At 69.9% G+C, this 24739-nt stretch carries 18 protein-coding genes; 11 read left to right on the forward strand and 7 right to left on the reverse strand.

The window, feature by feature from the left end; genetic code table 11:
* The first annotated feature begins 2 nt into the window (after positions 1–2).
* On the forward strand, positions 3–830 hold the full coding sequence (locus H5411_RS30720) for a M55 family metallopeptidase (RefSeq protein WP_101440106.1): 828 nt from the start codon (positions 3–5) through the stop codon (positions 828–830).
* Entirely contained in the window at positions 823–2127 is a 1305-nt protein-coding gene (locus H5411_RS30725; RefSeq protein ID WP_101440107.1) for a M20/M25/M40 family metallo-hydrolase, read from the forward strand. Before H5411_RS30720 ends, H5411_RS30725 begins: the two co-directional genes overlap by 8 nt.
* 4 nt (positions 2128–2131) lie before the next feature.
* Here the strand turns inward: H5411_RS30725 and H5411_RS30730 are convergent, their stop codons facing one another.
* Positions 2132–2767: a class I SAM-dependent methyltransferase gene (locus H5411_RS30730; protein ID WP_101440108.1), complete on the reverse strand. Its 636-nt coding sequence runs from the start codon at positions 2765–2767 to the stop codon at positions 2132–2134.
* Positions 2767–3423, reverse strand: a complete 657-nt coding sequence (locus H5411_RS30735; RefSeq protein ID WP_101441343.1) for a class I SAM-dependent methyltransferase — start codon at positions 3421–3423, stop codon at positions 2767–2769. Before H5411_RS30735 ends, H5411_RS30730 begins: the two co-directional genes overlap by 1 nt.
* 304 nt (positions 3424–3727) lie before the next feature.
* Between H5411_RS30735 and H5411_RS30740 the strand changes: the two genes are divergently transcribed.
* The 4 genes from H5411_RS30740 to H5411_RS30755 all read left to right on the forward strand — a co-directional run bounded on the left by H5411_RS30740 (position 3728) and on the right by H5411_RS30755 (position 13762).
* Positions 3728–8035, forward strand: coding sequence for a GH92 family glycosyl hydrolase (locus H5411_RS30740; protein ID WP_183125869.1), 4308 nt, complete (start codon positions 3728–3730; stop codon positions 8033–8035).
* Positions 8036–8141: 106 nt separating this feature from the next.
* The gene (locus H5411_RS30745; RefSeq protein ID WP_101440109.1) at positions 8142–8540 is read left to right on the forward strand and encodes a GNAT family N-acetyltransferase; all 399 of its coding nucleotides are present in this window, start codon (positions 8142–8144) and stop codon (positions 8538–8540) included.
* Positions 8541–8579: 39 nt separating this feature from the next.
* Positions 8580–11678: a GH92 family glycosyl hydrolase gene (locus H5411_RS30750; protein ID WP_101440110.1), complete on the forward strand. Its 3099-nt coding sequence runs from the start codon at positions 8580–8582 to the stop codon at positions 11676–11678.
* Complete coding sequence (locus tag H5411_RS30755; RefSeq protein WP_101440111.1) at positions 11675–13762, forward strand: FUSC family protein; 2088 nt, start codon at positions 11675–11677, stop codon at positions 13760–13762. The genes H5411_RS30750 and H5411_RS30755 overlap by 4 nt, the downstream gene beginning before the upstream one ends.
* Before the next feature lies 1 nt (position 13763).
* Here H5411_RS30755 and H5411_RS30760 read toward each other — a convergent pair whose 3' ends face one another.
* Entirely contained in the window at positions 13764–14714 is a 951-nt protein-coding gene (locus tag H5411_RS30760; RefSeq protein WP_101440112.1) for an aldo/keto reductase, read from the reverse strand.
* Positions 14715–14837: 123 nt separating this feature from the next.
* Between H5411_RS30760 and H5411_RS30765 the strand changes: the two genes are divergently transcribed.
* Positions 14838–16640, forward strand: a complete 1803-nt coding sequence (locus H5411_RS30765) for a WD40 repeat domain-containing protein kinase family protein (RefSeq protein ID WP_101440113.1) — start codon at positions 14838–14840, stop codon at positions 16638–16640.
* A 493-nt stretch (positions 16641–17133) separates the two neighbouring features.
* Here the strand turns inward: H5411_RS30765 and H5411_RS30770 are convergent, their stop codons facing one another.
* Positions 17134–17520, reverse strand: coding sequence for a nuclear transport factor 2 family protein (locus tag H5411_RS30770; protein ID WP_101440114.1), 387 nt, complete (start codon positions 17518–17520; stop codon positions 17134–17136).
* Positions 17521–17623: 103 nt separating this feature from the next.
* On the opposite strand from H5411_RS30770, the gene H5411_RS30775 reads away from it, so the two are divergent.
* Positions 17624–18061, forward strand: a complete 438-nt coding sequence (locus tag H5411_RS30775; protein WP_101440115.1) for a MarR family winged helix-turn-helix transcriptional regulator — start codon at positions 17624–17626, stop codon at positions 18059–18061.
* 37 nt (positions 18062–18098) lie between these two features.
* On the opposite strand, the gene H5411_RS30780 is transcribed toward H5411_RS30775, so the two are convergent.
* Positions 18099–18566, reverse strand: coding sequence for a DUF4360 domain-containing protein (locus H5411_RS30780; protein WP_101441345.1), 468 nt, complete (start codon positions 18564–18566; stop codon positions 18099–18101).
* A 286-nt stretch (positions 18567–18852) separates the two neighbouring features.
* Between H5411_RS30780 and H5411_RS30785 the strand changes: the two genes are divergently transcribed.
* Positions 18853–19842: a malate dehydrogenase gene (locus tag H5411_RS30785; protein ID WP_101440116.1), complete on the forward strand. Its 990-nt coding sequence runs from the start codon at positions 18853–18855 to the stop codon at positions 19840–19842.
* Between the two features lie 135 nt (positions 19843–19977).
* Here the strand turns inward: H5411_RS30785 and H5411_RS30790 are convergent, their stop codons facing one another.
* Positions 19978–21045 carry a Gfo/Idh/MocA family protein gene (locus tag H5411_RS30790; RefSeq protein WP_101440117.1) on the reverse strand — a complete coding sequence of 356 codons (1068 nt, stop codon included), beginning with the start codon at positions 21043–21045 and terminating at the stop codon, positions 19978–19980.
* A 92-nt stretch (positions 21046–21137) separates the two neighbouring features.
* Between H5411_RS30790 and H5411_RS30795 the strand changes: the two genes are divergently transcribed.
* Both H5411_RS30795 and H5411_RS30800 read left to right on the forward strand, forming a co-directional pair.
* Positions 21138–21746: a TetR/AcrR family transcriptional regulator gene (locus tag H5411_RS30795; RefSeq protein WP_101440118.1), complete on the forward strand. Its 609-nt coding sequence runs from the start codon at positions 21138–21140 to the stop codon at positions 21744–21746.
* 58 nt (positions 21747–21804) lie between these two features.
* Complete coding sequence (locus H5411_RS30800; RefSeq protein WP_101440119.1) at positions 21805–22398, forward strand: P-loop nucleotide/nucleoside kinase family protein; 594 nt, start codon at positions 21805–21807, stop codon at positions 22396–22398.
* Positions 22399–22986: 588 nt separating this feature from the next.
* Here the strand turns inward: H5411_RS30800 and H5411_RS30805 are convergent.
* Entirely contained in the window at positions 22987–24705 is a 1719-nt protein-coding gene (locus H5411_RS30805; RefSeq protein WP_246369472.1) for a glycosyl hydrolase family 18 protein, read from the reverse strand.
* Between the last annotated feature and the right edge of the window lie 34 nt (positions 24706–24739).

The raw sequence follows: 24739 nt of genomic DNA on the forward strand, positions 1-24739 counted from the left end.
GCATGCGGATCCTGATCTCGGCCGACATGGAAGGCGCCACGGGGGTCACCTGGACCGACGACGTCGTGCCCGGGAGCCCGCAGTGGCAGCGGTTCCGGCGCATGTTCACCGGCGACGTCAACGCGGTGCTGGCCGGCCTGTACGCGGGGGGCGCGAGCGACGTGCTCGTCAACGAGGCGCATTCGTCGCAGCGCAACCTGCTGCTGGAAGACCTCGACGAACGCGCGCGGATGCTGACCGGGCGGCACAAGCCGCTGTCGATGATGCAGGGCATCGATTCCGGTGTGGACGGTGTGGTGTTCCTCGGCTACCACGCCGGGGCGGGGTTCGACGGCGTCCTTTCGCACACGTACCTGGAGAACCAGATCACCGGCGTGTGGCTGGACGACGTGCCGGCGAGCGAGGGCAGGCTGAACGCGGCGATGGCCGGCGAGTACGGCGTGCCGGTGCTGCTGGTCAGCGGCGACGACCAGACCTGCGAGGACGCGCGCGACTACGCGCCGCACGCGGAACTGGTGCAGGTCAAGGAATGCGTGAGCCGGTACGCGGCGATCTGCCTGCCGCCGGCGCGCACGGCACGGCTGCTGGAAAGCGGCGCGCGCGAGGCGATGGCGCGCGCCGGACGCGTCGAGCGGACGCCGGGACGGCACCGGATCGAGGTCGAGTTCGACGCGAGCCATCTGGCGCAGGCGACCGCGGTGATCCCGACCGTGGAGCAGACCGGGACGCGCCGGGTCGCGTTCGAGGCGCCGAGCATGACCGAGGCGATGAAGGCGTTCAAGGTGGTCACGGCCATCGCGGCGGGGGCGGTGCAGGGCATTTATGGCTGAGATCGACGTTGTTTCGCTGTGCGCGGACCTGATCCGGTTCGACACCACCAACTACGGCGGAGGCGAGGCCGCGGGCGAACGCCTCGCCGCCGAGTACGTTGCCGAATTCCTCGGCCAGTACGGGGTTTCGGCGCGGATTCTGGAGCCCGAACTCCAGCGTTCGAACGTGGTCGCGCGGATCCCGGGCACCGATCCGACGCTGCCCGCGCTGCTCGTGCAGGGGCATCTGGACGTGGTGCCCGCGGCCGCGGCCGATTGGTCTGTACCGCCGTTTTCCGGCGAGGTGCGAGACGGGTTCCTGTGGGGCCGCGGCGCGGTCGACATGAAGGATTTCTGCGCGATGGTGCTGGCCGCCGTCGCGTCCGGGCTGCGGCCGCGGCGGGATCTCGTGCTGGCGTTCGTGGCCGACGAGGAGGACCGCGGCGACTACGGCGCGCACTGGCTGGTCAAGGAGCACGCGGACCTGTTCGAGGGCTGCGCGGCGGCGATCAGCGAATCCGGCGGGTACAGCTACCACGTGTCCGCCTCCGACGGCCGGAAAGTGCGGCTGTACCCGGTCGCCACGGCTGAGCGCGGCACCGCGCACCTGCGGCTGACCGCGCGCGGACGGGCCGGGCACGGGTCGCGGCCGAACTCGGAGAACGCGATCGTGCGGCTGGTCGGGGCGTTGCGGCGGATCGCCGAGCATCGCTGGCCGGTGCAGCTGACGCCGACCGTGCGCGCGTTCCTGGAACGCACTGGTGCGGCGTTGGGCGTGCCGGTGGATCTTTCGTCGGGTGACGCGGTGGACGAAACCGTGGCGCGGCTGGGGACGGCCGGGTCGCTGGTGGTGCCGACGGTGCGCAACAGCACCACGCCGACGATGCTCGACGCCGGATACAAGGTGAACGTGATCCCATCGACCGCGACCGCGCAGGTCGACGTCCGGGTGTTGCCGGGGACCGAGGACGAGCTGTTCGCGGTGCTGGATTCGTTGCTGGGCGAGGGTGTCACACGGGAATTCGTGGCGCATCAGCCACCGGTGCAGGCTCCGGTCGATTCGCCGTGGTTCGACGCGATGGCCGGCGCGCTGCGGGCGGAGGACCCGGAGGCGGTCGTGGTGCCGTACTGCATGGGCGGCGGGACGGACGCGAAAGCGTTCACGCAGCTGGGGATGGCGTGCTACGGCTTCGCTCCCCTGGCGCTGCCGGAAGGCTTCCCGTACCGGGCGATGGCGCACGGCGTGGACGAGCGGGTTCCGGTCGACGGGCTGCGGTTCGGCACGCGGGTGCTGACGCGGTTCCTGGAGTCCTGCTGAGCGGTCAGGCGCTGACGCGCCGGATCGTCGCGAGCCAGGCGGGAAGCCCGTCCGGCGCGAATCGCGCGAGGATCCGGCTGTCGCGCATTGTCTCGATCTGCCAACCGGTTTCGCGGGTGAACGGCGCTTCGAACTCCGCGCGGGTGACGGGATGCGGCCCGGAGCCGGCACCCGCGTCGCGGAAGCACAGGACGTGCAGCCTCGCGCCCGGTTCGGTGACGGACGCGAGGCTGGCGACGTAGGTCTCGCGTTCCCGGGCGTCGAGGGTGTGGAACAGGCCGCAGTCGAGGACGGTGTCGAAGGTCCGGTTCAACGCGGACAGCCGGAACGCGTCGCCGACCGCGAACTCGGCCGCGAGACCGCGGTCGCGGGCCTTCTCTTTCGCTTGCGCGACAGCGGTTTCCGCCACGTCGATGCCCACAATGGACAGTCCGGCCGCGGCGAGGTGCAGCGCGTTCTCGCCGGTGCCGCATCCGGCGTCGAGAACCGTGCCGCGGAACGCGCCCTCCTCGGCGGCGAGTTCCGCGATCGCCGGTTGCGGGCGGCCGAGGTCCCACGGCGGGCGACCGTCCTGATAGGACTCGTCCCACGGACGGCCGGCGTGGCGTTCGTGGCTCGTGGCGGGACGGTCCTCGGACATCAGCGGGTGAACTCCGCCCACCAGCGGCTGTCGTCGCGGACGCGCTCCAGCGAGGTCAGGGTGACGCCGTCGCGGGCGAAGGACTCGACCTCGGCCTTGCTGAGCGGCCACGGCGGCCCGGACCAGGTGGCGAGGTCGATGTTTTCCTCGGCGACCGCGCCGACGACGAGCGTTCCGCCCGGGGCGACGAACCCGGACACCGAGGCGATGGCCGGGTCGTGGGCGTCCTTCGGCATCGACTGGACGGTCATGATCTCCACGACCAGGTCGAAGGCGTAGTGGAATTCCGCGGGCGGGGTGAGCAGGTCCGCGGTGCGGTAGGAGACGACGGTGTCCGGGAAGCGGTTGAGCACGGCTTTGATCGCGCTGGGCGACACGTCGAATGCGGACGTCTCGTATCCGGCGGCGGCGAGGAGTTCGGCGTCGTCGGCCATCCCGCACCCGACGACGAGCGCGCGACGTCCGTTGCCCGGCCGCTCCGCGACCCACGCGGCGAGTTCCGGCGAGGGCTCGCCGCGGTACCACGGCAGGACGGCCTCGCCCGCTTCCGCCGCGGCGTAGAGGGGCTCGAACCACCCGGTGGGGTCGCCGTTGGCGAGGGCGAGTCCGGCCCGGCGGCGGGCCTCCTCGTCGGGATCGATGGCGTCGTCTGGCATGACCACCGTTATACCCGCCGGACCCGGGCGCCGGTGCGCTCGACCGGCCGCACGCGGGCCCTGGCGGCCGGCGCCGAAGTCCGTGACGGCGTCCCTGAGGAAAGCTGAGCCTCACCGACGGTCCGCGGGAGCCGGCGGGCGCGGGCGACACCCGGTTGCCGTAACGGCGACCCTCGGTGGTTGTCCGTTTCCGGTCAGGATTGCGGGGCGGCCTTGACATCGATGTCACCCGCGAGTTGAGCTTCCGGGGCCCCGGGATTTCCGAGTCCCGGGCCCCCGATCCCCTGACCAACTGGGAGCAATGATGCCCCGAAGCGCCAGACCGTTGCACGCCGTGCTCGCCGCGGCGGTGGCGGCGGCGGGCCTGGTCGTCCTGCCCGCCGCGGCCGGTGCCGCGCCGGGCGAGGCCGCCCCGCCGGACTTCGTTTCCTCGTTCGAGCCGAACGATCCGCAACCGATCCAGGACGCTGTCGACACCGATGCCGCCGGGAAGCCGCGCGCCTCGGGCGTCAACGGCGCGAACGGGACCACGATCCCCGGCGACATCCGGGGCAAGATCACCGACATCACCGCGACCAGCGAGAACACCGGCGGCGGCGAGGTCGCCGCGAATCTGGTCGACGGCAGCACCGCCACGAAGTGGCTGTCGTGGGACCCGACCGCGTCGGTCACGTTCACGCTGTCCGCGCCGACCGCGATCACGCACTACGCGGTCAGCTCGGCCAACGACTTCCCCGGCCGGGACCCGCGGGACTGGACGCTGCAGGGCTCGAACGACGCGCAGCAGTGGACGGATCTGGACAAGCAGTCCGGGCAGTCGTTCGCCAACCGCTTCCAGCAGAACGACTACAAGCTGGCCGCGCCGAGCGCCGCCTACACCTACTACCGGCTGAATGTCACGCGCAACAACGGCGACGACATCATGCAGATGTCCGAGCTGCTGCTGGCCAACGACGATCCGGCCCCGCCGCCGTTGCCGAACATGCGCAGCGTCGTGGACTCGGGCCCGACGTCCGGCTACACGAACAAGAACCGGGTCGGGTTCACCGGCAAGAAGGCGTTCCGCTACTCCGGCAGCCAGCCCGCCGCCGGGCACGGCTACTCCTACAACAAGATCTACGACGTCGACATCCCGGTGACCGGGACGAGCGAGCTGTCCTACAAGGTGCAGCCGCAGTTCGTCGAGGGCGATCTGAAGTACCCGAGCACGAACGTCGCGGTCGACCTGGACTTCACCGACGGCACGCATCTGCGCGACCTCGGCGCGACCGACCAGTACGGGTTCCCGCTGACGCCGGAGGGCCAGGGCGCGAGCAAGGTCCTCTACGCGAACCAGTGGAACCTGGTGCGTTCGGCGATCGGGCGGGTTGCCGCGGGCAAGACGATCGACCGGATCGCGATCGGCTACGACAACCCGAACGGCCCGGCGCAGTTCGCGGGCTGGCTGGACGATCTGAAGATCTCCGCGACGCCGACGCCGCCGGCCAGCACCCGGCCCAGCGACAACGTGCTGACCACGCGCGGCACCATGGCGAACGGCACGTTCTCGCGGGGGAACAACTTCCCGGCGACCGCGGTGCCGCACGGGTTCAACTTCTGGACGCCGGTGACCGACGCGGGTTCGGCGAGCTGGCTGTACAACTACCACTCGCAGAACAACGCGGACAATCTCCCGCAGCTGCAGGCGTTCAGCGTGAGCCACGAGCCGAGCCCGTGGATGGGCGACCGGCAGAGCTTCCAGGTGATGCCGTCGGCCGCGAGCGGGGTGCCGGACGCGAACCGCGACAAGCGGGCGCTGCCGTTCACGCACGACAACGAGGTGGCGCGGGCGCATTACTACGGCGTCACGTTCCAGAACGGGATCAAGACCGAGATCGCGCCGACCGATCACGCGGCGATGATGCGGTTCTCCTTCCCGGGCACGGATTCCAGCCTGATCTTCGACAACGTCAACAACTCCGGCGGGCTCACGCTCGACCCGGCGCACGGCACGCTGAGCGGGTACTCCGACGCCAAGAGCGGCTTGTCCGCGGGCGCGGGGCGGATGTTCGTCTACGCGACGTTCGACAAGCCCGTCACGACCGGCGGCAAGCTCACCGGGCAGAACCGGGACAACGTGACCGGCTACCTGCGGTTCGACGCGGGCGCGGACAAGACCGTGACGATGCGGATCGCGACGTCGCTGATCAGCGTCGACCAGGCGAAGAAGAACCTGGAGCAGGAGATCGCCCCGAACGCCGGGTTCGACCAGGTGCGCGACGCGGCGCAGCAGGCGTGGGACAAGCAGCTCGGCGTGATCGAGGTGCAGGGCGCGTCGAAGGACCAGCTGGAGACGCTGTACTCCAACCTGTACCGGCTGTTCCTGTACCCGAACGAGGGCTTCGAGAACGTCGGCACGAAGGAGGCGCCGAAGTACCAGTACGCCAGCCCGGTTTCGCCGAAGACCGGCACCGACACCGCGACGCAGACCGGTTCGAAGGTCGTGGACGGCCAGACCTATGTGAACAACGGGTTCTGGGACACCTACCGCACGACGTGGCCGGCGTATTCGCTGCTCACGCCGGACATGGCGGGCAAGATGGTGGACGGTTTCGTGCAGCAGTACCGCGACGGCGGCTGGATCGCGCGCTGGTCCTCCCCCGGGTACGCGGACCTGATGACCGGCACGAGCTCGGACGTCGCCTTCGCCGACGCCTACCAGAAGGGCGTGACGAACTTCGACGTCAAGTCCGCCTATGACGCGGCGCTGAAGAACGCCACGGTGACGCCGCCGAACTCGGCGGTCGGCCGCAAGGGTCTGGACCAGTCGGAGTTCCTGGGCTACACGCCGAACTCGACCGGCGAGGGCTTCTCGTGGGCGATCGAGGGCTACGTCAACGACTTCGGCATCGCGAACCTGTCGAAGAAGCTGTACGACGAGGCCGCGGCGAACGACCCGCGCAAGGCGGAGTACCTGGAGAACTACCAGTACTTCACCAGCCGGGCGCAGCAGTACGTGAACCTGTTCGACCCGAGCACCGGGTTCTTCCAGGGCAAGGACGCGAGCGGGAAGTTCACGAAGGACAAGGCGTCCTACGACCCGCGGGTGTGGGGCGGGGACTACACCGAGACCGACGGCTGGAACATGGCCTTCACCGTGCCGCAGGACGGGCAGGGGCTGGCGAATCTCTACGGCGGCAAGGACAAGCTGGGCGCCAAGCTCGACCAGTTCTTCGCCGACCAGGAGACCGCGAACTACCCGGGCAGCTACGGCGGCACGATCCACGAGATGCGGGAGGCGCGGGACGTGCGGATGGGCCAGTACGGCCACTCCAACCAGCCCTCGCACCACATCCTCTACATGTACGACTACGCGGGCCAGCCGGCGAAGACGCAGGCGAAGGTGCGCGAAGCGGTGTCGCGGCTGTACACCGGCAGCGAATTGGGCCAGGGCTACCCGGGCGACGAGGACAACGGCGAGATGTCCGCGTGGTACGTGTTCAGCTCGCTGGGCTTCTACCCGCTGCAGATGGGCAGCCCGAACTACGCGATCGGGTCGCCGCTGTTCACCAAGGCGACCGTGCACCTTCCCGGCGGGGACCTGGTGATCAACGCGCCGAAGAACTCGGCGAAGAACGTCTACGTCCAGGGCCTGAAGGTCAACGGAAAGAACTGGACGTCGACGTCGCTGCCGCACGACGTGCTCGCCCACGGCGCCACGCTCGACTTCGACATGGGCCCGAACCCGTCGACGTGGGGCACCGGGCCGGACGACGCGCCGAAGTCGATCACCACGGGCGACGCGGTGCCGACGCCGCTGCACGACGAGACCGGGCCGGGGCTGGGCACGCTGTCCACTTCGGACGGTTCGGACGCGTCGGCGTTGCTGGACAACACCTCGCGCACGCAGGCGAAGGTGACCGGTGCGGTGCAGTACCAGCTGAAGTCGACGGACGAGGCGGTCACGCACTACACGCTCACCTCCGGCACGGATCCGGGCGACGCCAAGAGCTGGACGCTGAAGGGTTCGTATGACGGGAAGAACTGGACGGTCGCCGATCAGCAGACCGACCAGTCGTTCCCGTGGCGGCAGCAGACCCGGGCGTTCGCGGTGAAGAACCCGGCGCACTACGCCTACTACCGGCTGGAGATCACCGCGACCACCGGCGGTCCGGCGACGCTGTCGGAGCTCGAGCTGCTGGGCCGTCCGGACGCGTCGTGCACGAAGACGCTGACCGGCGTGCAGAACGGTCCGCTGACGGTGTCGAGCGGCGCGGTGTGCCTGAACGGTGCGACGCTGTCGGGTCCGGTGAACGTGGAGCGCGGCGCTTCGCTGATCGTGCGCGGCGGCCAGATCACCGGCCCGGTCACGGCGGCCGGCGCGGCGCAGGTGGTGCTGAACCGGACGAAGGTGGCCGGTCCGGTGTCGATCACCGGCAGCACCGGTCCGGTGTCGATCGAGCTGACCGACATCTCCGGCCCGGTGAACCTGACCGGCAACCAGGGGCCGCTGATCACGAGCAGCACCGTGGGCGGGCCGCTGGCCTGCACGGGCAACTCCCCCGCCCCGACCGATCACGACCTCGCCAACACCGTCCGCGGCCCGTCCGCGGGGCAGTGCGCGCAGTTCTGATCGATTGTCCGTGAAGGGCTCCTTGAGGGAATCTGATTCCTTCAAGGAGCCCTTCACGGCGTTATTGGGTCGCTCCCGGATCCGGCGGCATGGGAGCGTCGCACGCATGAAGATCACCTACGCCTGGCGCGCCGACCTGACCGACGCGCAGCTCGTCGCGCTCACCGAAGCGCACGGCGGAAACGCGGAGCCCGGCTGGTGGGATCGGGCGAGGCGGCACAGTCTCGGCTGGGTCAGCGCGCACGACGGCGACGACCTGGTGGGGTTCGCGAACCTGGCCTGGGACGGCGCGGACCACGCGTTCCTCCTCGATCCGAAGGTGCACGCGGACTGGCAGCACCGCGGCATCGGCACTGAACTCGTCGGCCGGGCGCGGGACGCCGCTCGGGACGCGGGCTGTGAGTGGCTGCACGTGGACTTCGAACCGCACCTGCGGCCGTTCTACTTCGGCTCCTGCGGGTTCGTCCCGACCGACGCGGGGTTGATCCGGCTCACCGCGAGCTGATCCGGCACAGCCGGTGCGGGAGCGATTACCGTGGGGGCCGTGACCACGGCTGCGTTCTTCTCCTCGTTCGAAGCGGGCGATCCGCAGCCGGTCGCTTCCGGGGCGCGCGTGGACCGCGGGCCGCGGCGGTCGCCGACGGCGAAGACCGGCGTCGGGTTCACCGGGGCGAAAGCGTTGCGCTACCAGGCCGGGCCGACTCTCGTGCTGTTCGAGGTGGACATTCCGGTCACTGACCACAGTGCACTGTCGTATGTGGTCTTCCCGGCGTCCGACGGTCCGGTGCCGAGCTACCGCAGCACCGACGTCACGCTCGACGTCGAGTTCGACGACGGCAGCCGCGCCGGGTTCTCCCCGGAGCCGAAGAAACTCTACGTGGACCAGTGGAACCTGGTGCGCCGTCCGCTGGGGGCGTTCGCGGGACGGCGGGTGCGGCGGATCCTGCTGGAGACCGGGTTCGACGGCGACGCCACCGGCTGGCTGGACGACGTCCGGATCGCCGAGCGTCCGCCGCGGCACGACGACCCGGTCGACTGGGTCCGCACGACTCGCGGCACGCATTCCAGCGGCGAGTTCTCGCGCGGCAACACCTTCCCGGCCACCGCGGTGCCGCACGGCTTCAACTTCTGGACCCCGGTCACCGACGCGCGGGCGCTGAACTGGTTCTACTCCTACCACCGGCACAACGACGAGCGGAACGAGCCGCGGCTGCAGGCGTTCGGGCTCAGCCACCAGCCGAGTCCGTGGATGGGCGACCGGCACACCTTCCACCTCATTCCCGGGACCGGCCCAGTCGAACCGGACCGCGTGCGGCGTTCGCTGTCATTCAGCCACGACGACGAGACCGACCGGCCGCACCACTACGGCGTCCGGTTCCGCGGCGGCCTCACCGCCGAGGTCGCGCCGTCCGAGCACGCGGCGATGTTCCGGTTCGCGTTTCCCGAAGGCCGCGGCTGGGTGCTCTTCGACAACGCCCGCAACCGCGGCGGTATCCGGATCGACGCCGAACGCGGGAGCGTCACCGGGCACACGTGGGTGCGCAGCGGGCTGTCGACCGGCGCGCGGCGGATGTTCGTCTACGCGGAGGCTGATCAGCGGCCGTCCGGCGGCGGGCGGATCCGGCGGCCATTCTGGCGGACGGTGACCGGGAGCCTGGAGTTCGCCGCGCCCGAGGTGACCCTGCGGATCGCGACGTCGCTGATCAGCCTCGCGCAGGCGAAACGCAACCTGACGCTGGAAATCCCGGCGGGCACGACGTTCGACGAGGTGCGGGACCGGGCCCGGGAACGCTGGCAGGAGGTGCTCGGCCGCGTCGAGCTGGAGGGTGCGTCCGAGGACGAGCTGACCACGTTCTACTCATGCCTGTACCGGCTGTTCCTGTATCCGAACGTCGCGCACGAGAACACGCCGCGCGGCATCCGGCACGCGAGCCCGGTCGTGCGGAGTTTCCGGCCGAGCACGCGACGGCGCACCGGCGCGAAGGTCGTGGACGGCGAGTTGTACGTCAACAACGGCTTCTGGGACACCTACCGCACCGCCTGGCCCGCGTACGCGCTGCTCGCGCCGCGCCAGTGCGGCCGGATGATCGACGGTTTCGTGCAGCAGTACCGCGAGGGAGGCTGGATCGCCCGCTGGTCCTCCCCCGGCTACGCCGACCTGATGACCGGCACCAGCTCCGATGTCGCGTTCGCCGACGCCTATCTGAAGGGCGTCACGAACTTCGACGTCGAGGCCGCCTACGACGCGGCCCTCAAGAACGCCACGGTCACGCCGCCGCGCGCGGGTGTCGGCCGCAAAGGACTCGACCGCTCCGCCTTCCTCGGCTACACCCCGGCCTCGACGCGCGGCGGCCTGTCCTGGGCGCTCGAAGGCTGCCTCAACGACTACGGCCTCGCCAACCTGTCCGACGCGCTCGCCCGGGAAAGCAGTGGCGCGCGGGCGCGCCGGTTCGCCGACAACGCCGTCTACTTCCGGCAGCGCGCCCAGCACTACGCCAACCACTTCGACCCGCGGATCGGCTTCTTCCAGGGCCGCACCCTCGACGGCGGCTGGCGGCACCCGGCCGCCGGGTTCGATCCCGCGGCCTGGGGTCCGGACTACGTCGAGACCAACGCCTGGAACACCGCGTTCTCCACGGCGCACGACGGTCCCGGCCTCGCCGCGCTCCACGGCGGGCCGTCGGGTCTCGAGGCGAAACTCGACGAGTTCTTCCGCCTCCCGGAGACCGGCCAGAACGGCCGGATCCACGAGATGACCGAGGCCCGGGACGTGCGGATGGGCCAATACGGGCATTCCAACCAGCCGTCGCACCACATCCCGTTCGTGTACGGCTTCGCCGGGGCGCAGGCGAAACTGCAGCGGACCGTCCGCGAGGTGCTGCGCCGGCTGTATCTCGGCGGCGAACTCGGCCAGGGCTATCCCGGGGACGAGGACAACGGGGAAATGTCGGCCTGGTATGTCTTCACCGCCCTCGGTCTCTACCCGTTGACCGTCGGCAGCCCGCGGTACGCGGTCTGCGCGCCGTTGTTCCGCTCCGCCACCGTGCACCTCGAGAACGGAAAGGACCTGGTGATCCGAGCACCCCGCGCCGCGACCGCCGACAGCGCGGCCGACACGCCGTACGTGCACGGCCTGACTGTCGACGGCGAACCGCATTCTTCGGCGACTCTCGCGCACGCGGTCCTCGCCTGCGGCGCGGTGCTGGAGTTCGACGTCCGCGCCGAGCCCGGCGACTGGGGCTCGGCACCGGTCACCCCGGTCGCCCCCGCGCCGCTCCGCGATCTCACCGGCACCGGCGTCGCCGCGCTCACCGACAACACCAGCCGCACCCAGGCCGTCTTCCGCACGCCCAGGCCGATCGTCGCCTTCACCGCGGACGGCGAGCCGCGTGAAGTCGTCCTCTACACGCTCACCTCCGGCAGGAGCGCGGGCGATCCGCGGGACTGGGTGCTCGAAGGCTCCGACGACGGACACCAGTGGCGGCCCCTGGACGAACGCTCCGGCGAGGTGTTCCGCTGGCGGCGCCAGACCCGGCCGTTCGTGCTCGCCGAGCCTGCCGCGTGCCGGCACTACCGGCTGCGGGTCCGCGCCTCGACCCGGCGGAGCGTCGCCCTCGCCCAGTGGGAGCTGCTGGCCCGATGATCACCGACGTGCGCAACGCCTTCCTCGACCGGCTGGCGGCGGCCGATCCCGGTCTCGTCCGGCTGCGGCTCGCCGCGTCGGCGGTGCTCGGCATCGTGATCGCGGTTCTCGCGCTGCAGCCGCTGCACTTCCCGCTCACCACCACGCTCGTCGCGGCCATCGCGGCGATGATGAGCGCGTTCACCGTCAACGACGCCACCAGCGGCGGCCAGGCCGTCACGCTGCTGCTCGCGTTGCTGGTCGGGGCCGCGTCGATCACCACCGCCTGTTTCGGCTCCGCCTACGCGCCGCTCGACAGCATCGTGTTCGTGCTGCTGATCTTCGTCGCGGTGTACGTCCAGCGGTTCGGCGCGCGCGGCACCGCGCTCGGGTCGATGGCGTTCTTCCTGTTCTTCTTCCCGATGTTCCTGCAGGCGCACCTCGCGCAGGTGCCGCGCCTGCTGATCGCGCTGGCGATCGGCGTCGCGTCGAACGCGGTCGTGCGGTTCCTTCTCTTGCGCCGCAACGCCGAAAGCGAGCTGATCCGCTACCGGCAGGCGTTCCGCGCGCGGCTCGGCGCGGCGGTGCGCGCGACCGAGGCGTACATCTCGTCCGGCGGTTCGGACCGCAGCAACCGGCAGATCCGCACCTCGATGGAACGGCTGCACGAGGTCGTCCTGCTGATCGAGGACCACGCGCCCGACGTGGTCGACGACCGCCGCGCCGACCAGCTGCGCCGCCGGGTGATCGAGGTCGAACTGGCCGTGCAGTGGCTCGTGATCACCGTGCGGCGGACGTGTTCGCAGCCGCTGCCCGAGGGCGTCGCGGACGATCTCGTGGCCCGGCTGGCGCGGTTCCGGTCGCTGATGGAACGCGATCCGCGCGACCTGCCGCTGATCAGCGAAACCGGCGAGTACAGCCGGATGCTCGTGGAGGGCAGCCGGATCGACGAACGCGCGCACCCCGGCGACGGCGTCCGCCGGGCGATCGCCGAACTGGCCGTCGCGGACGACCGGGCGCAGCGGACCGCGAGCCGCCAGGCAGGAGTGGACTTCCCCGCCGAAGAGGACGAGGAAGACGAACCGACCAAGGCCTTCGCCTACGACAACCAGACCCGCGGGGCGATCCAGGCGGTGCTCGGCGGCGGGCTCGCCGTGCTGGCCGGGCAGCTGATCTCGCCGCAGCGCTGGTACTGGGCGGTGCTGACGGTGTTCGTCGTGTTCATCGGCACGTCCAGCGCGGGCGCGCGGTTCGTGAAAGGCATGCGCCGCACCGGCGGGACTCTGCTGGGCATCGTCGGCGGCGTCGCGCTGGCGCTGCTGGTCAGCGGCAACACCCCGGCGATCCTCGCGCTCCTGCTGCTCTGCGTTTTCGGCATGGTCTACACCGCGCGCGTGTCGCAGTTCCTGATGGCGTTCTTCGTGACGAGCATGCTGGGGTTGCTCTACAGCCTGCTCGGCACGTTCAGCATCGAGGTGCTGTGGATCCGCGTCGCCGAGACCGCGGTCGGCGCGGCCTGCGGGCTGCTCGCCGCCGTCGTCGTGCTGCCGGTCCGCACCCGCGCGGTGATGCTGGACGACATCGCGGTCGCGCTCGACGAACTGCACGAATTCGTCGAGTCAGCCGCGACCCTGCTGTCCGGCCGCGAGAACGTGAACATCATCGAGATGTCCCGCGACCTCGACCGCGCGGTCGAGCAGGTGCGGCTGACGATCGAACCGCTCACCCACCCGATCAACCTGCGCAGCGCCCGGCGCGACTACGGCTGGCACGTGCTCACCACGTTGGAGGGCATCGCCTTCCGCGCCCGGCACGTGGCCGCCCGCGCTCAGCCCGGCCAGCTCGCCGGCCCGGTCTCGGAGCGGCTGGACCAGTTCGCCGGCCGGATCATCGCGAACGTCGACCTGGTGCACGAGGCGGTCAGCAATCCGGGCAGCACGCGGACGCGCAAACTCGTCCGCGACGACGGGACCCCGGTCGCCGACCGCATCGACGAGGCCGAGACCCGCGCCGTGCTGTCCAGCCTGAGCCATCTCGACGAAGGGCTCATCGCGCTGGGCCGCGTGCTGGGCGTCGGCGCACAGGACCCGCCGCGGCACAGCTGACCTACGCGGAAGCGGCGTCGAGGATCCGCAGCTCGTCGTCGCTCAGCCGCACCTCGTGGATCGCGACCAGCGCGGGCACCTGCTCGACCGTGCGCGCGGACGCGATCGGCGCGGTCACCGTCGGCTGCTGCGCGAGCCAGGCCAGCGCGACCGTCGCCATCTCCGCGCCGCGCGCCTTCGCGACCTCCTCCAGCGCGGCGAGCACCTTCACGCCGTGCTCGGTGTCCGCGTAACCGCCCGCGAGCCCGGGCAGGTTTCGGACGTTGTCGACCTGCTCGCCGGGCCGGTACTTGCCGGTCAGGAACCCGGACGCCAGACCGAAATACGGCACGCAGGCCAGCCCGTGCCGCTGCACGATCGCCCGCTTCTCGCTCTCGTACCCATCCCGCGCGACGAGGTTGTACTGCGGCTGCAGCGCGACGTACTTCGCCAGGCCTTCGCGGTCGGAGAACTCCAGCGACGCGGTCAGCCGCTCCGGGCTGATGTTCGACGCCGCGATCGCGCGGACCTTGCCTTCCTTCACCAGCTCGTCGAGTGCGGTGACGATGTCCTCGACCGGGACGGACTCGTCGTCGAAATGCGTGTAGTACAGGTCGATCCGGTCGACCCCCAGCCGCCGCAGCGATTCCTCGGCGGCGGCCTTGATGTTCGCCGGCGCGAGCCCCTTGAACTGCGGGTGGTCGCCGACCTTCGTAGCGACGACCACGCCGTCCCGGTTCCCGCGCGAGGCGAGCCACTTGCCGATGATGGTCTCGGACTGCCCGGCCTCGTTGCCCGGGAAGTGGTACATGTACGAATCGGACGTGTCGAGGAAGTTGCCGCCCGCCTCGGCGTAGGCGTCCAGCACGGCGAACGACGCCGGTTCGTCGGCGGTCCAGCCGAACACGTTCCCGCCGAGGCACAGCGGGGAGACGGCGAGGTCGGATGAGCCCAGTGTGCGAAGTGCGACCATGATCGCATTCAATCACTCCCGGACCGGGAAATGCCCCTGCCGACAGGAAAATCTGCCCTCTCGTACCTCGCCCGGAGCTGGCATGATCAACGGTCTCTGACAGCGTTCTGGGGAGGGCAGCTGATGAGAAGACCGGCGGTCGACGACCCGCTCTGGCTCGGGCGGTACCGGGTGCTCGCGGAACTGAGCCGAGGCGAGAAGACCCGGGTGCTGCTCGGCAGCGGACCGGACGACCGCCTGGTCGCCCTCATCCTCCGGCATTCGGCCGACGACAACGGATTCCGCACCGAGGCCGCGGCCTTGAGCGCGGTTCTCGAAGCCGATCCGGACGCGGCGACACCGTGGTTCGCGCACGAGTTCCATCCCGGGCCTTCGCTGCGGGACATCCTCGACACCGTCGGCACACTGCCCGAACCGGCGGTGCTTCGGCTGGCCGCCGGAATCGCGGCCGACTTGGCTCAGCTCCACAGCGCCGGACTGGTGCACGGAAACCTGGACCCGTCCCACGTCCGGCTCACCAGCACCGGAGCCAGGCTGATCGCCCGCGCGACCGGCGACGAGCCGGCCGACGACCTGTACGCGCTCGGCTCGCTCCTCGCCGCCGCTGCGGAGACCGCGCTGCCCGAGGCAATCCGCCCATGCCTGGCGGAAAACCCGGCCGACCGGCCCACCGCCGCCGAACTCCTGGAGGTGCTCGGACCGTCGACCGCCCCCTGGCCGCCCGCCGTCGACAAGCTCATCGCCGAGCGCACGGCCGAACTCGCCCCATTCCTCGACCAGCCGATACCGCAGGACGAGCCCGATCCGATCGTCTATCAGCTCTCCGACGCTCCTGCGTCCCCGCGACGCCCGGTCCCCCGTCGGCGGCTCCTCATCGGCGCGCTCGCCCTGGTGATCGCTGGACTGGCCGCTTGGATCGCGTGGCCGAATCCGCCCACACTTCCGCCCGCACCGCAGCCGCCGCTCGTCGAATCCGGATTCCTCCTCGCCCGCGGTCATCCGGAAGCCCTGCGGTTCAGCCACGACGGCAGACTGCTCGCCACGGTGAACGCCGACTTCACCATCGACGTCCTGGATGTCGTGACCCGCAAGCCGGTCGGCACGCGCCTCGGCCCCTTCCCCGACAACGGCCTCACCGGACTGGCCTTCAGCTCCGACAACGCCGCCCTGACCGTCTCGCGCGTCAAGGACAAGCAGCTCACGACGCAAACCTGGGACGCGCGAACCGGCCGGGAAACCGGCGCACCACTCGTGCTCGAGAACAGCGATCCCGACGGCGGCTGGCCCACGATCAGCCCCGACGGCATCCTCGCGGCGGTGCCGATGGACTCCCCGCGCCGACTGGAACTGTGGCGGATCGCCGACCGCACCCGTATCGGCAACATCGACACACCGGCAACCTTCCGGCACTCGGAGTTCAGCCCCGACGGCCGGACGCTCGCCGTGTACCAGTGGGACGGCCACTCCGCGCACACCAGCCAGCTCGGCCTGTGGGACACAGCTTCGCTGAGGCCGACCGGTGACCCGATCACCTGGACCGAAAACGACCGGCTCTGTTGCGTCGCCTTCCAGCCCGACAGCCGGACGCTGATCACCACCAGCGGCGAAGCCCGCAAGGCAGCGAGGGTGCAGCAGTGGGACACCGCCACGCGGAAGGAACTCCGACCAGGCTTTACTCTGGCACCCACGCGGATCGACGAGCAATCCGGCGACGCCTGGTTCGCCATGGCCTTGCCCGGCCTCGACGACCAGCACCTCCTCGCGCTCTCGGCGGGCACGCTCACCGTCGTCGGTCTCGACGGGAAACAGGAGGGCGCGGGCCTGCCCGGAATCGCCTCGCTCGCGGTCAGCCCGGACCGGAAGACCGTCGCCACCACCTCGGGCTCGACGGCGGACACCACCGTCCACCTGTGGCGCAAACCCTGACCCTGCACCGGGTGGCACCACTGCCCGGCCGGTCCGTGAAGGGCCCCTTCACGGACTTGGATTCCCATGCCAGCGCTTCAGTCGGCACGAAAGGCGCGGCTGCCTCAGGTCGAAGGAGCTCGCAGGTCCGGGCGAGCCGGTAGCGGGCCAGCCTGATGGCACGGACCACTAGACCCAGTCAAACGGTGGCAACTCGGGCGCTTCGCGGAGCTTGGCGTCCTTTGTGGACGCACACCAGCCGGTGAGGCCACGCCGCTCAATCCCCTGGCATTGGGCTTAGATTCCCTCAAGGAGCCCTTCACAACCCGCTTTCTCCACCGCGGACGCGCCCGATGTGGTGTTCGGCGCGTCCCTGCACCCAACGCCACGGGTGCGGAGGACGCACCCATCCGTCGAGTGCGCTCTCAGCGCGGGCAATGCGGCCCATCCGTTGAGACTGTGGCGCTCCGCCATACCTCTGCTGGGCCGCCCAATCCCGCATCGCGATCCCGGCTCAGCGGGCGAAAGCAGGCGGCGCGCCCATCGGGCTGAGATGCATCCCCGCGATCCGCCAGCCGTCCTCGCCGCGGACGAGCACGTGTGTCGCCCGGAACGTCCCGTCGACGCGGTTGCCCTGGTGGGTCGCGTCCTGATCGTGCACGCCGATCGCGATCGCGGTGTCGCCGTGCACGCGCACCTCGACGTCGCGCCAGTCGAGCCGGAGCGTCGCCAGCGCGCCGGACCGGTAACGGTCCAGCCACTGCTCCCGGTCGAGCACGAAGCCGAGCGGCCCGACGAGCCGGAATCCGTCGACGACCATGCCGCCCAGCGTGTCCGTGTCGCCCGCGACCTCGGCCGCGGCCCAGCGTTTGCCCAGTTCAGCGATCTCTTCGGGGTCCATGATGTCCTCCAGCGCCAGTCAGTGAGACACCATAAACGTTAGACATCTAATCCTTAGTCGTCAAACGGTTAGAGTTCGATGATCCTGGTGTACGGTCTTCCCCGTGCCCCGACCCGCCACCCCGCCGCTCGGCGTCCTCCTCGCCCGCACCGCCAAGACCGCGGGCCAGGCGTTCGACCGCGCGCTGGCCGAGGTCGGCGGCTCCCAACCGGTGTGGCAGATCCTCATCGCGCTCAAAACCCGCCGGCACGCGAGCCAGCGCGAACTCGCCGACGCCGTCGGCATCCAGGGCGCGACGCTCACCCACCACCTCAACGGCATGGAGACCGCGGGCTTGCTCACCCGCACCCGCGACCCGGAAAACCGGCGCGTGCACCAGGTCGAACTGACCGAGTACGGCGAACGGACCTTCCACCGCCTCGCCGACGCCGCGATCGCGCACGACAAACGGATGCGCCGGGGATTCACCGACGACGAGATCGCGACCCTGGCCGCATTGCTGACCAGACTCGCGGAAAACGTGACGCAGACGGACCCGTGAGCGGCCGAGGAAACGCTCACGGGTCCGGGTCGCGCCGTTACCGGACTGCCGGACAGCTCTTCCAGGCGAAGCGGTAAACCGTCTGAACACTGCCGTCCGTCGAATCCGTGGTCAGGAAGCTCGTCGTCTTCGCCGGGTCGGAAGTACCGGCATACGCACGCAATTCAGTGTTGAGGTTCAGGTTGCGCTCCTGGCCGCACGGTTCGTAGATAATCGCGTCGATGTCCGTCGAATCCGAGAACCGCCAGTCATTGTCGTAGAACCCGTCGAGCCGATGCGTCTCGTACGCGGTCGGCGAGTTTCCCTGGAAATAGTAGTTCGCGCGCTCCACGCCGTACGCACCGTTTTCGAGGTGCCCGAATCCGCGGTAGTCCGCCGAAACCGAAACCGCGGCGGTGTCCGGTGGGCAACCGGTCCCGGTCACCGTCGCCACGTCGATGATGATTTTGTCCAGCGGCGGATTCTGCGGCCAGGAATGCGGGGCAACCGTCGAAGAAAGGGCCAGCAGGGCAACCGCACCTGTTTCCGCGCCCCCTGCTTCCCGGCGGGTTTCGGGCGGGCAGCGCCGCCGCTGCCGTCCGCCGCGAACCGCGGCAGCTCCGCGCCCGCCACACCCGGTAACTGGATCGTGATGTGGAGTTACGCCCTTCGCCCCACGACTTAAGGCGGATCCGCGGCAGCGGGCCCGAACGTGATCCTGGCTACCGTGACTGGACGCACCCGGACGACGCCCGCCGGTAGGGCTAGCATCCTCGGTACTAGCCAAAGTCGTCTCAAGCTGGAGAAGCGCAATGACCCAAGCCCCTGTCAACGTCACCGTCACCGGTGCGGCCGGCCAGATCGGCTACGCGCTGCTGTTCCGCATCGCGTCCGGTCAGCTGCTCGGCGCCGACACCCCGGTGAAGCTGCGGCTCCTGGAGATCCCCCAGGCGGTCAAGGCGGCTGAGGGCACCGCGATGGAGCTGGACGACGGCGCGTTCCCGCTGCTGGCCGGCATCGACATCTTCGACGACCCGAAGCAGGCCTTCTCCGGCGCGAACATCGCCCTGCTGGTCGGCGCCCGCCCGCGCAGCAAAGGCATGGAGCGCGGCGACCTGCTCGAGGCCAACGGCGGCATCTTCAAGCCCCAGGGCGAGGCGATCAACGCCGGCGCGGCCGACGACATCAAGGTGCTCGTGGTGGGCAACCCGGCCAACACCAACGCCCTGATCGCCCAGTCGCACGCCCCCGACGTGCCCGCCGAGCGCTTCACCGCGATGACCCGCCTCGACCACAACCGCGCGCTGGCCCAGCTGGCCAAGAAGCTCGGCGTCGCGGTGACCGACCTGAAGAAGGTCGCGATCTGGGGCAACCACTCGGCCACGCAGTACCCGTCGGTGCAGCACGCCGAGGTCAACGGCAAGAACGTCGCCGAGACCATCAACGACCAGGCGTGGCTCGCCGACACCTTCATCCCGACCGTCGCCAAGCGCGGTGCCGCGATCATCGAGGCCCGCGGCCTGTCCTCGGCCGCCTCCGCCGCCTCGGCCGCGATCGACCACGTCTACACCTGGGTCAACGGCACCCCCGAGGGCGACTGGACCTCGGCCGGCGTCGTCTCCGACGGCTCCTACGGCGTCCCGGAGGGCCTCATCTCCTCCTTCCCGGTCACCGCGAAGGATGGCAAGTACGAGATCGTGCAGGGCCTGGAGATCGACGAGTTCTCCCGCCAGCGCATCGACGCCTCCGTGGCCGAACTGGCCGAGGAGCGCGACGCGGTCCGCAAGCTGGGCCTGATCTGAGGTTCGTTTTCCGCGATGGCCGCCCCGGTTTCCGGGGCGGCCTTCGTTCGTCTTCAGCTGTTCTTTCAGGGCTGAGGTTGGCGGCGGAAGTGTCTCGCGCTGGGTTGTTCTACCAATCGCCCGCTGTATAGGGCGTTATACAATTGAGAGTAGTTCGTGTAGTCGCCGGGCGACGCCGAAGTCCGGCACCGTGTGCGTGCCGTCTCGGAGGTCGGCGGCCAGCAGGTCGTAAACCCGGCCCACATTCGCGGCCTGGACCGGCAATCCGCTGACCTCGCTCACCGGAACCACCGTCCACTCCGGACTGCCGGGACGGGACGACTGGAGATCGAGCCAGCCGATCTGCGGTTGCGCCGCCCACGGATCGGTCTCCGGCGCGGAGGTCAGCGCAAGATTTCCTGCGGTCCCCGCGATCTCGATCCGCGTCCGGGGCATCGCCGCGTCCCCGTCGTGCAGATGGACGGACACCACTGCCCCACTGTCGAGCTCAGCGTGGGCCAGGAAGTGATCCGGCGCCGTGACTTCGAGCGGCTCTCCCGTCTCGGCGACGCGATGCGAGCCGTTCCGGATCGCCGTCCGGGCCGTCAGTTCACGGATCGGACCGAGCTGGTACTGCACCAGATCGAGCGTGTGTCCGCCGAGGACTTCGACCAGTCCGGCCCCGGCACGACGGTCGTAGGTGTAGGCCGTCCAGCCGGGGACGTCGCGAGTGTTTCCCTTGCCGCGCGAGCTGTACACGGTCGCGGACTGCACGGTGCCGATCTCGCCCGCTGAGATCATCGCGCGGGCGCGACTGACGCTCGGCGAGAACCTCGCCTGCAGGCCAACAGCAGTGTGGACCCCAGCCCGCTCCCCCGCCGCAGCCAGCGCGGCGGCCTCCTCCGCGGTTGTCGTCAGCGGCCACTCGCAGTAGACGTGCTTGCCTGCCTCCAGCGCAGCTGTCACCAACTCGACGTGCGCGGGCACCTTCACCGTGACGACAACCAGGTCGACATCAGGATGCTCGGCGAGGCTCCGGGCGGCGGTGAAGGCGTGTCGCGCCCCGAATCGGGTGCGCGCCGCTTCGGCAGTGCTGGACCGCGTGGTCGCGACGCCGACGAGAGAGAAGTCGGGCGACGCGGCGATCGCGGGAACGTGCGCCCGCCCAGCCCAGCTCCGATCCGGACTCGCGCCGAGGATTCCGACGCCGATCGGCTTGGTCAAACCTCCACCTCCACTAAGCGGGTCACCATGTTCCGGTTCTGCCAAGCTATCAGAAGCGGAACATGGTGACCCGCTTGGTTTAGACTGCGGGAATGCCGGACTCCGTCGCAGCGCTGCTCGCCCAAGACCGACCGCGTGCCGATGCGCAACGCAATGTCGAGCGACTGGTCGCAGCGACCCGCGAAGCACTGGACGAGCTGGGGCTCGCCGTCACGACCCGCGACATTGCGCACCGCGCGGGCGTCGGCCTCGGCACGCTGTATCGGCGGGTGCCCTCGCTGGACGCACTCCTCGCCGCGATCCTCACCGACACGATCGATGAAATGACGGACGGCGCCGCACACGCCCTCGACTCCCCCGACCCGTGGCAGGGATTCGCCGCGTTCGCCGAGACCTACGTCCAGTTGCGCGCCTCCAGCTGCGGCCTGCACGACGCACTTTCCGGCCGCGGCGAACGCCTTGACCTGGAGCCGCGCATCACCCGGCTGCGGCGGGCGATGCGCCAGCTGGTCCAGCGAGCCCAGGAGGCCGGGGTGTTGCGCGCTGACGTCGACTGGCAGGACGTCCCGTTCGCGCTCGCCACCGCGATCCCGCCAGGACACACGATCGGACTCGTCCCGCGCGACGATCAGTGGCGGCGGAACCTCCGGATCGTCCTCGACGGCCTGTGCCCGGCACGGTCACCTGCTCCCCCGGAATGAGCCCAGCTCGCGGCGAATCCAGGACGCGCCCGGTCGAGCCGCCGCTAGGGTCGGTCGTATGGCCCGGCTGATCCACCTGAACGGCCCGTCCGGCATCGGGAAATCCACCGTCGCGCGGCGCTATGCCGATCTTCACCCGGGAGTGCTCGATCTCGACGCCGACCAGGTAGTCATGATGATCGGCGGCTGGCGCACCGCGTTCTGGGACACGCTGCCCGCCGCGCGCCGGCTCGCGCTCGCCATGGCGGAAACCCATCTGCGGGCCGGGTACGACGTGGTCATGCCACAACTGGTGACTCGCCTCGATCAAGCCGAGCAGTTCGAGGAGGCAGCCCGCGCGGCAGACGGCGAGTACGTCGAGATCATGCTCACCGCGCCCCGTCCGCAGGCGAAAGCCCGCTTCGCCGCGCGCGGCGACCACGCGGCGACGGACGCGATGGCCGAACTGGGCGGCCCGGTCGTGCTCGACCGGATCCACGACCACGTCGGGGTGTACCTCGCGCTCCGTCCACAGTGCACAGTGCTGGACACCGAACACCTGGGCCCGGACGAAACCTGTGCGAAAGTCGCGGAAGTCGTTGCCCGCGGGGCAGCGTCAGAGCGTGCGCTGAACGGGGAGCAAAAGGGAAAGCGGCCGTCCGACCCAGTCTGAGCGCCATCTGTGTCGAGGAGTGCCCGGACACAAAGCCGACGCGGTCCGGCCGGGTTGGACGGGCACCTCGACGTCCTCGCCTCCCACCGGCGCGCGAACAGACTGCCAGCCGTGCTCGACGCCGCTCTCGCAAGCGAAGAACCGGTCCTGCTCGGCCCCGGTCCCACACCGCGAACCGCCCAGAGAAACCTCTCCCGCAAGTGTTGACGAGCGTCCCGGCGAGAAGATGCCATCCGTCATCAGATCCACTCGCGACAGATGGCAATACTCAAGGCCATGAACAAGATCCGGACCGCTGCCGCGGCCGCCGCCCTTGTCGCAGGACTCTCCATGCTCGCCCCGCCCGCCGCCGACGCCGCGACCTCGTCCGGCCGTCCACCCAGTTCTGGCCGCACCTCCCCCACCTCGGCGGAACGGAGTTCAGCCGCTCGGTCGGCCTCGTCGGCATCGACCTCATGTACTGGCTCTACCGCGGCTTGATCTCGACCCTCGGCCGGTCCTGAGCATTTTTTGGTCGGTACGCAAGCCGGGCACTAGACAAAACCTTGCCCAATGCCCGGCCGTATAGATCGTTATACACCATTCAATTCAGCTGACCGAGATGTCGTCCGCGTAGATCGGGCTTTGGCCGTACCAACCGTGGATGTACACCGTCACCGCGCCGGACGAGCCGGTCGTGAACGGGACGGTGAGCTTGGTCCAGCTGGAGTTGGGCGTCCACGAACTGGCCGTCGCTCCCCCGCGGACCCCGGCGTAGGCGTAGCTGCCCTGCACCCACGCCGTCAACGTGTACGCGTGGTTCGGCGCGAGCGTCAGGTTCTGCGCCGCTTCCCCAGTGGTCGACGCCGTCGGCGACAGCTGCAGCGCGTGGCTGCCGGAGTGCACCGGCGAGGACACGATCGTTCCCCAGCTCCACGGGCTGAGCGCACCGGTTTCGAAGTTGCCGTTGACGACGCTGCCGGTCGGGCTGGTTCCGTTGACTGTCAACGTGTACGTGGCAGTGTGGCTGCCGCCGCCCGGTGTCGTGCCGGTGATGGCCAGCGGGTAGACGCCGGGCTGCGTCGCCGCCGTCGTCGTGATCGACAGGTTCGCGCTGTCCCCTGCCTGGACCGTGGCCGGGCTGACCGACGCGGTCACACCACCCGGTGCACCGCTCACCGAAAGCGAAACCTGTTGCGCCGCACCGGAAGTCACCGCGGTGGTCACCTTCGCCGTCGCCGAACCGCCCGGGTCGACCGAAGCCGAGGCCGGGCTCGCCGACACCGAGAAGTCGTTGCCCGGCACCGGGGTTCCGCCGGTGAACGGGGCGAACGTGTGGCTGAAGTACCAGTTGTCCTGCGGGATGCCGGAGCAGGTGTCCTGCGCGCCGGTGCCCGGGCAGCTGCCGTTGTCGCGCTGCAACGCCCAGAACGACAGCAGGTTGATGCCCTTGGACACGGCCCAGTTGTAGACGGTGGTCGCGTCGGCAGTGGTGAACGTTTCCGCCGCGCCGAAGTCGTCGATGCCCGGCATCTCGGTAACGCCGACCATCCCCCACAGCTGCTGCTGCGTCTTGTCCGGATACAGCGACGCCAGCTGCGACACCAGACCGGCCGCGGCGGTCTCAGTGTCCTGCGCCATCTCGTGGGTGGCGTTGTCGTAGTAGTCGAAGGTCATCAAGTTGACCACGTCGACCTTGGCTCCGTTGGAAACCGCGTTCTGCAGCACGTCCAGCCCGCTGGCGAGACCGCTCGTGGTGGTCGGCAGCGTGTAGGAGATCTGCAGCTGGCGCCCGTTCGCCGCGGCCCAGTCCTGGACTTTCTTGATCGCCTTGTTCCGGCGGTCGATGCCCGCCGAATTGGTCAGCGAGTTGTCCTCGATGTCCATGTCCAGGCGCGGCACGTCGTAGGTGGTGATCAGCGATTCGTACGCCGCCGCGATCTGGTCGACGTTCGTGCAGCTGTCGGCGATCTCAGTGCCGTTGTGGTCGGCGGTGTAGCCGCCGAACGACGGGATGACGTCCCCGCCGCGCGAGCGGATGGTGCGGAAGTCGGCGCCGAACGTCGAATCCGACACCGGCAGGCCAGCGTCGCCGTTCCACAGGACAGTGCACGAACCCGAGGACGCGGTCTGCAGGAACGCCATCGTCAGGTGTTTGACGCCGGCCTCCTGGGCCATCGCCGCCGGGCTCTGGCCGTTCCAGGATTCGAAGTAGGGCGCGAACACGTGGTCCGGCAGCGGCGTAGCGGCGTGCGCGGGCGCCGCGGTGGCGACCAGCACCCCGAGCGGAGCCGCGGCTGCGGCCAGGACAGCGGACAATCGTGACAAGTGACTTCTTCGTCGCATGCGGGCTCCAGTGCCG

Origin of the sequence: Amycolatopsis echigonensis (assembly GCF_014174495.1) — a bacterium.
Classification (GTDB): Bacteria; Actinomycetota; Actinomycetes; order Mycobacteriales; family Pseudonocardiaceae; genus Amycolatopsis; species Amycolatopsis echigonensis.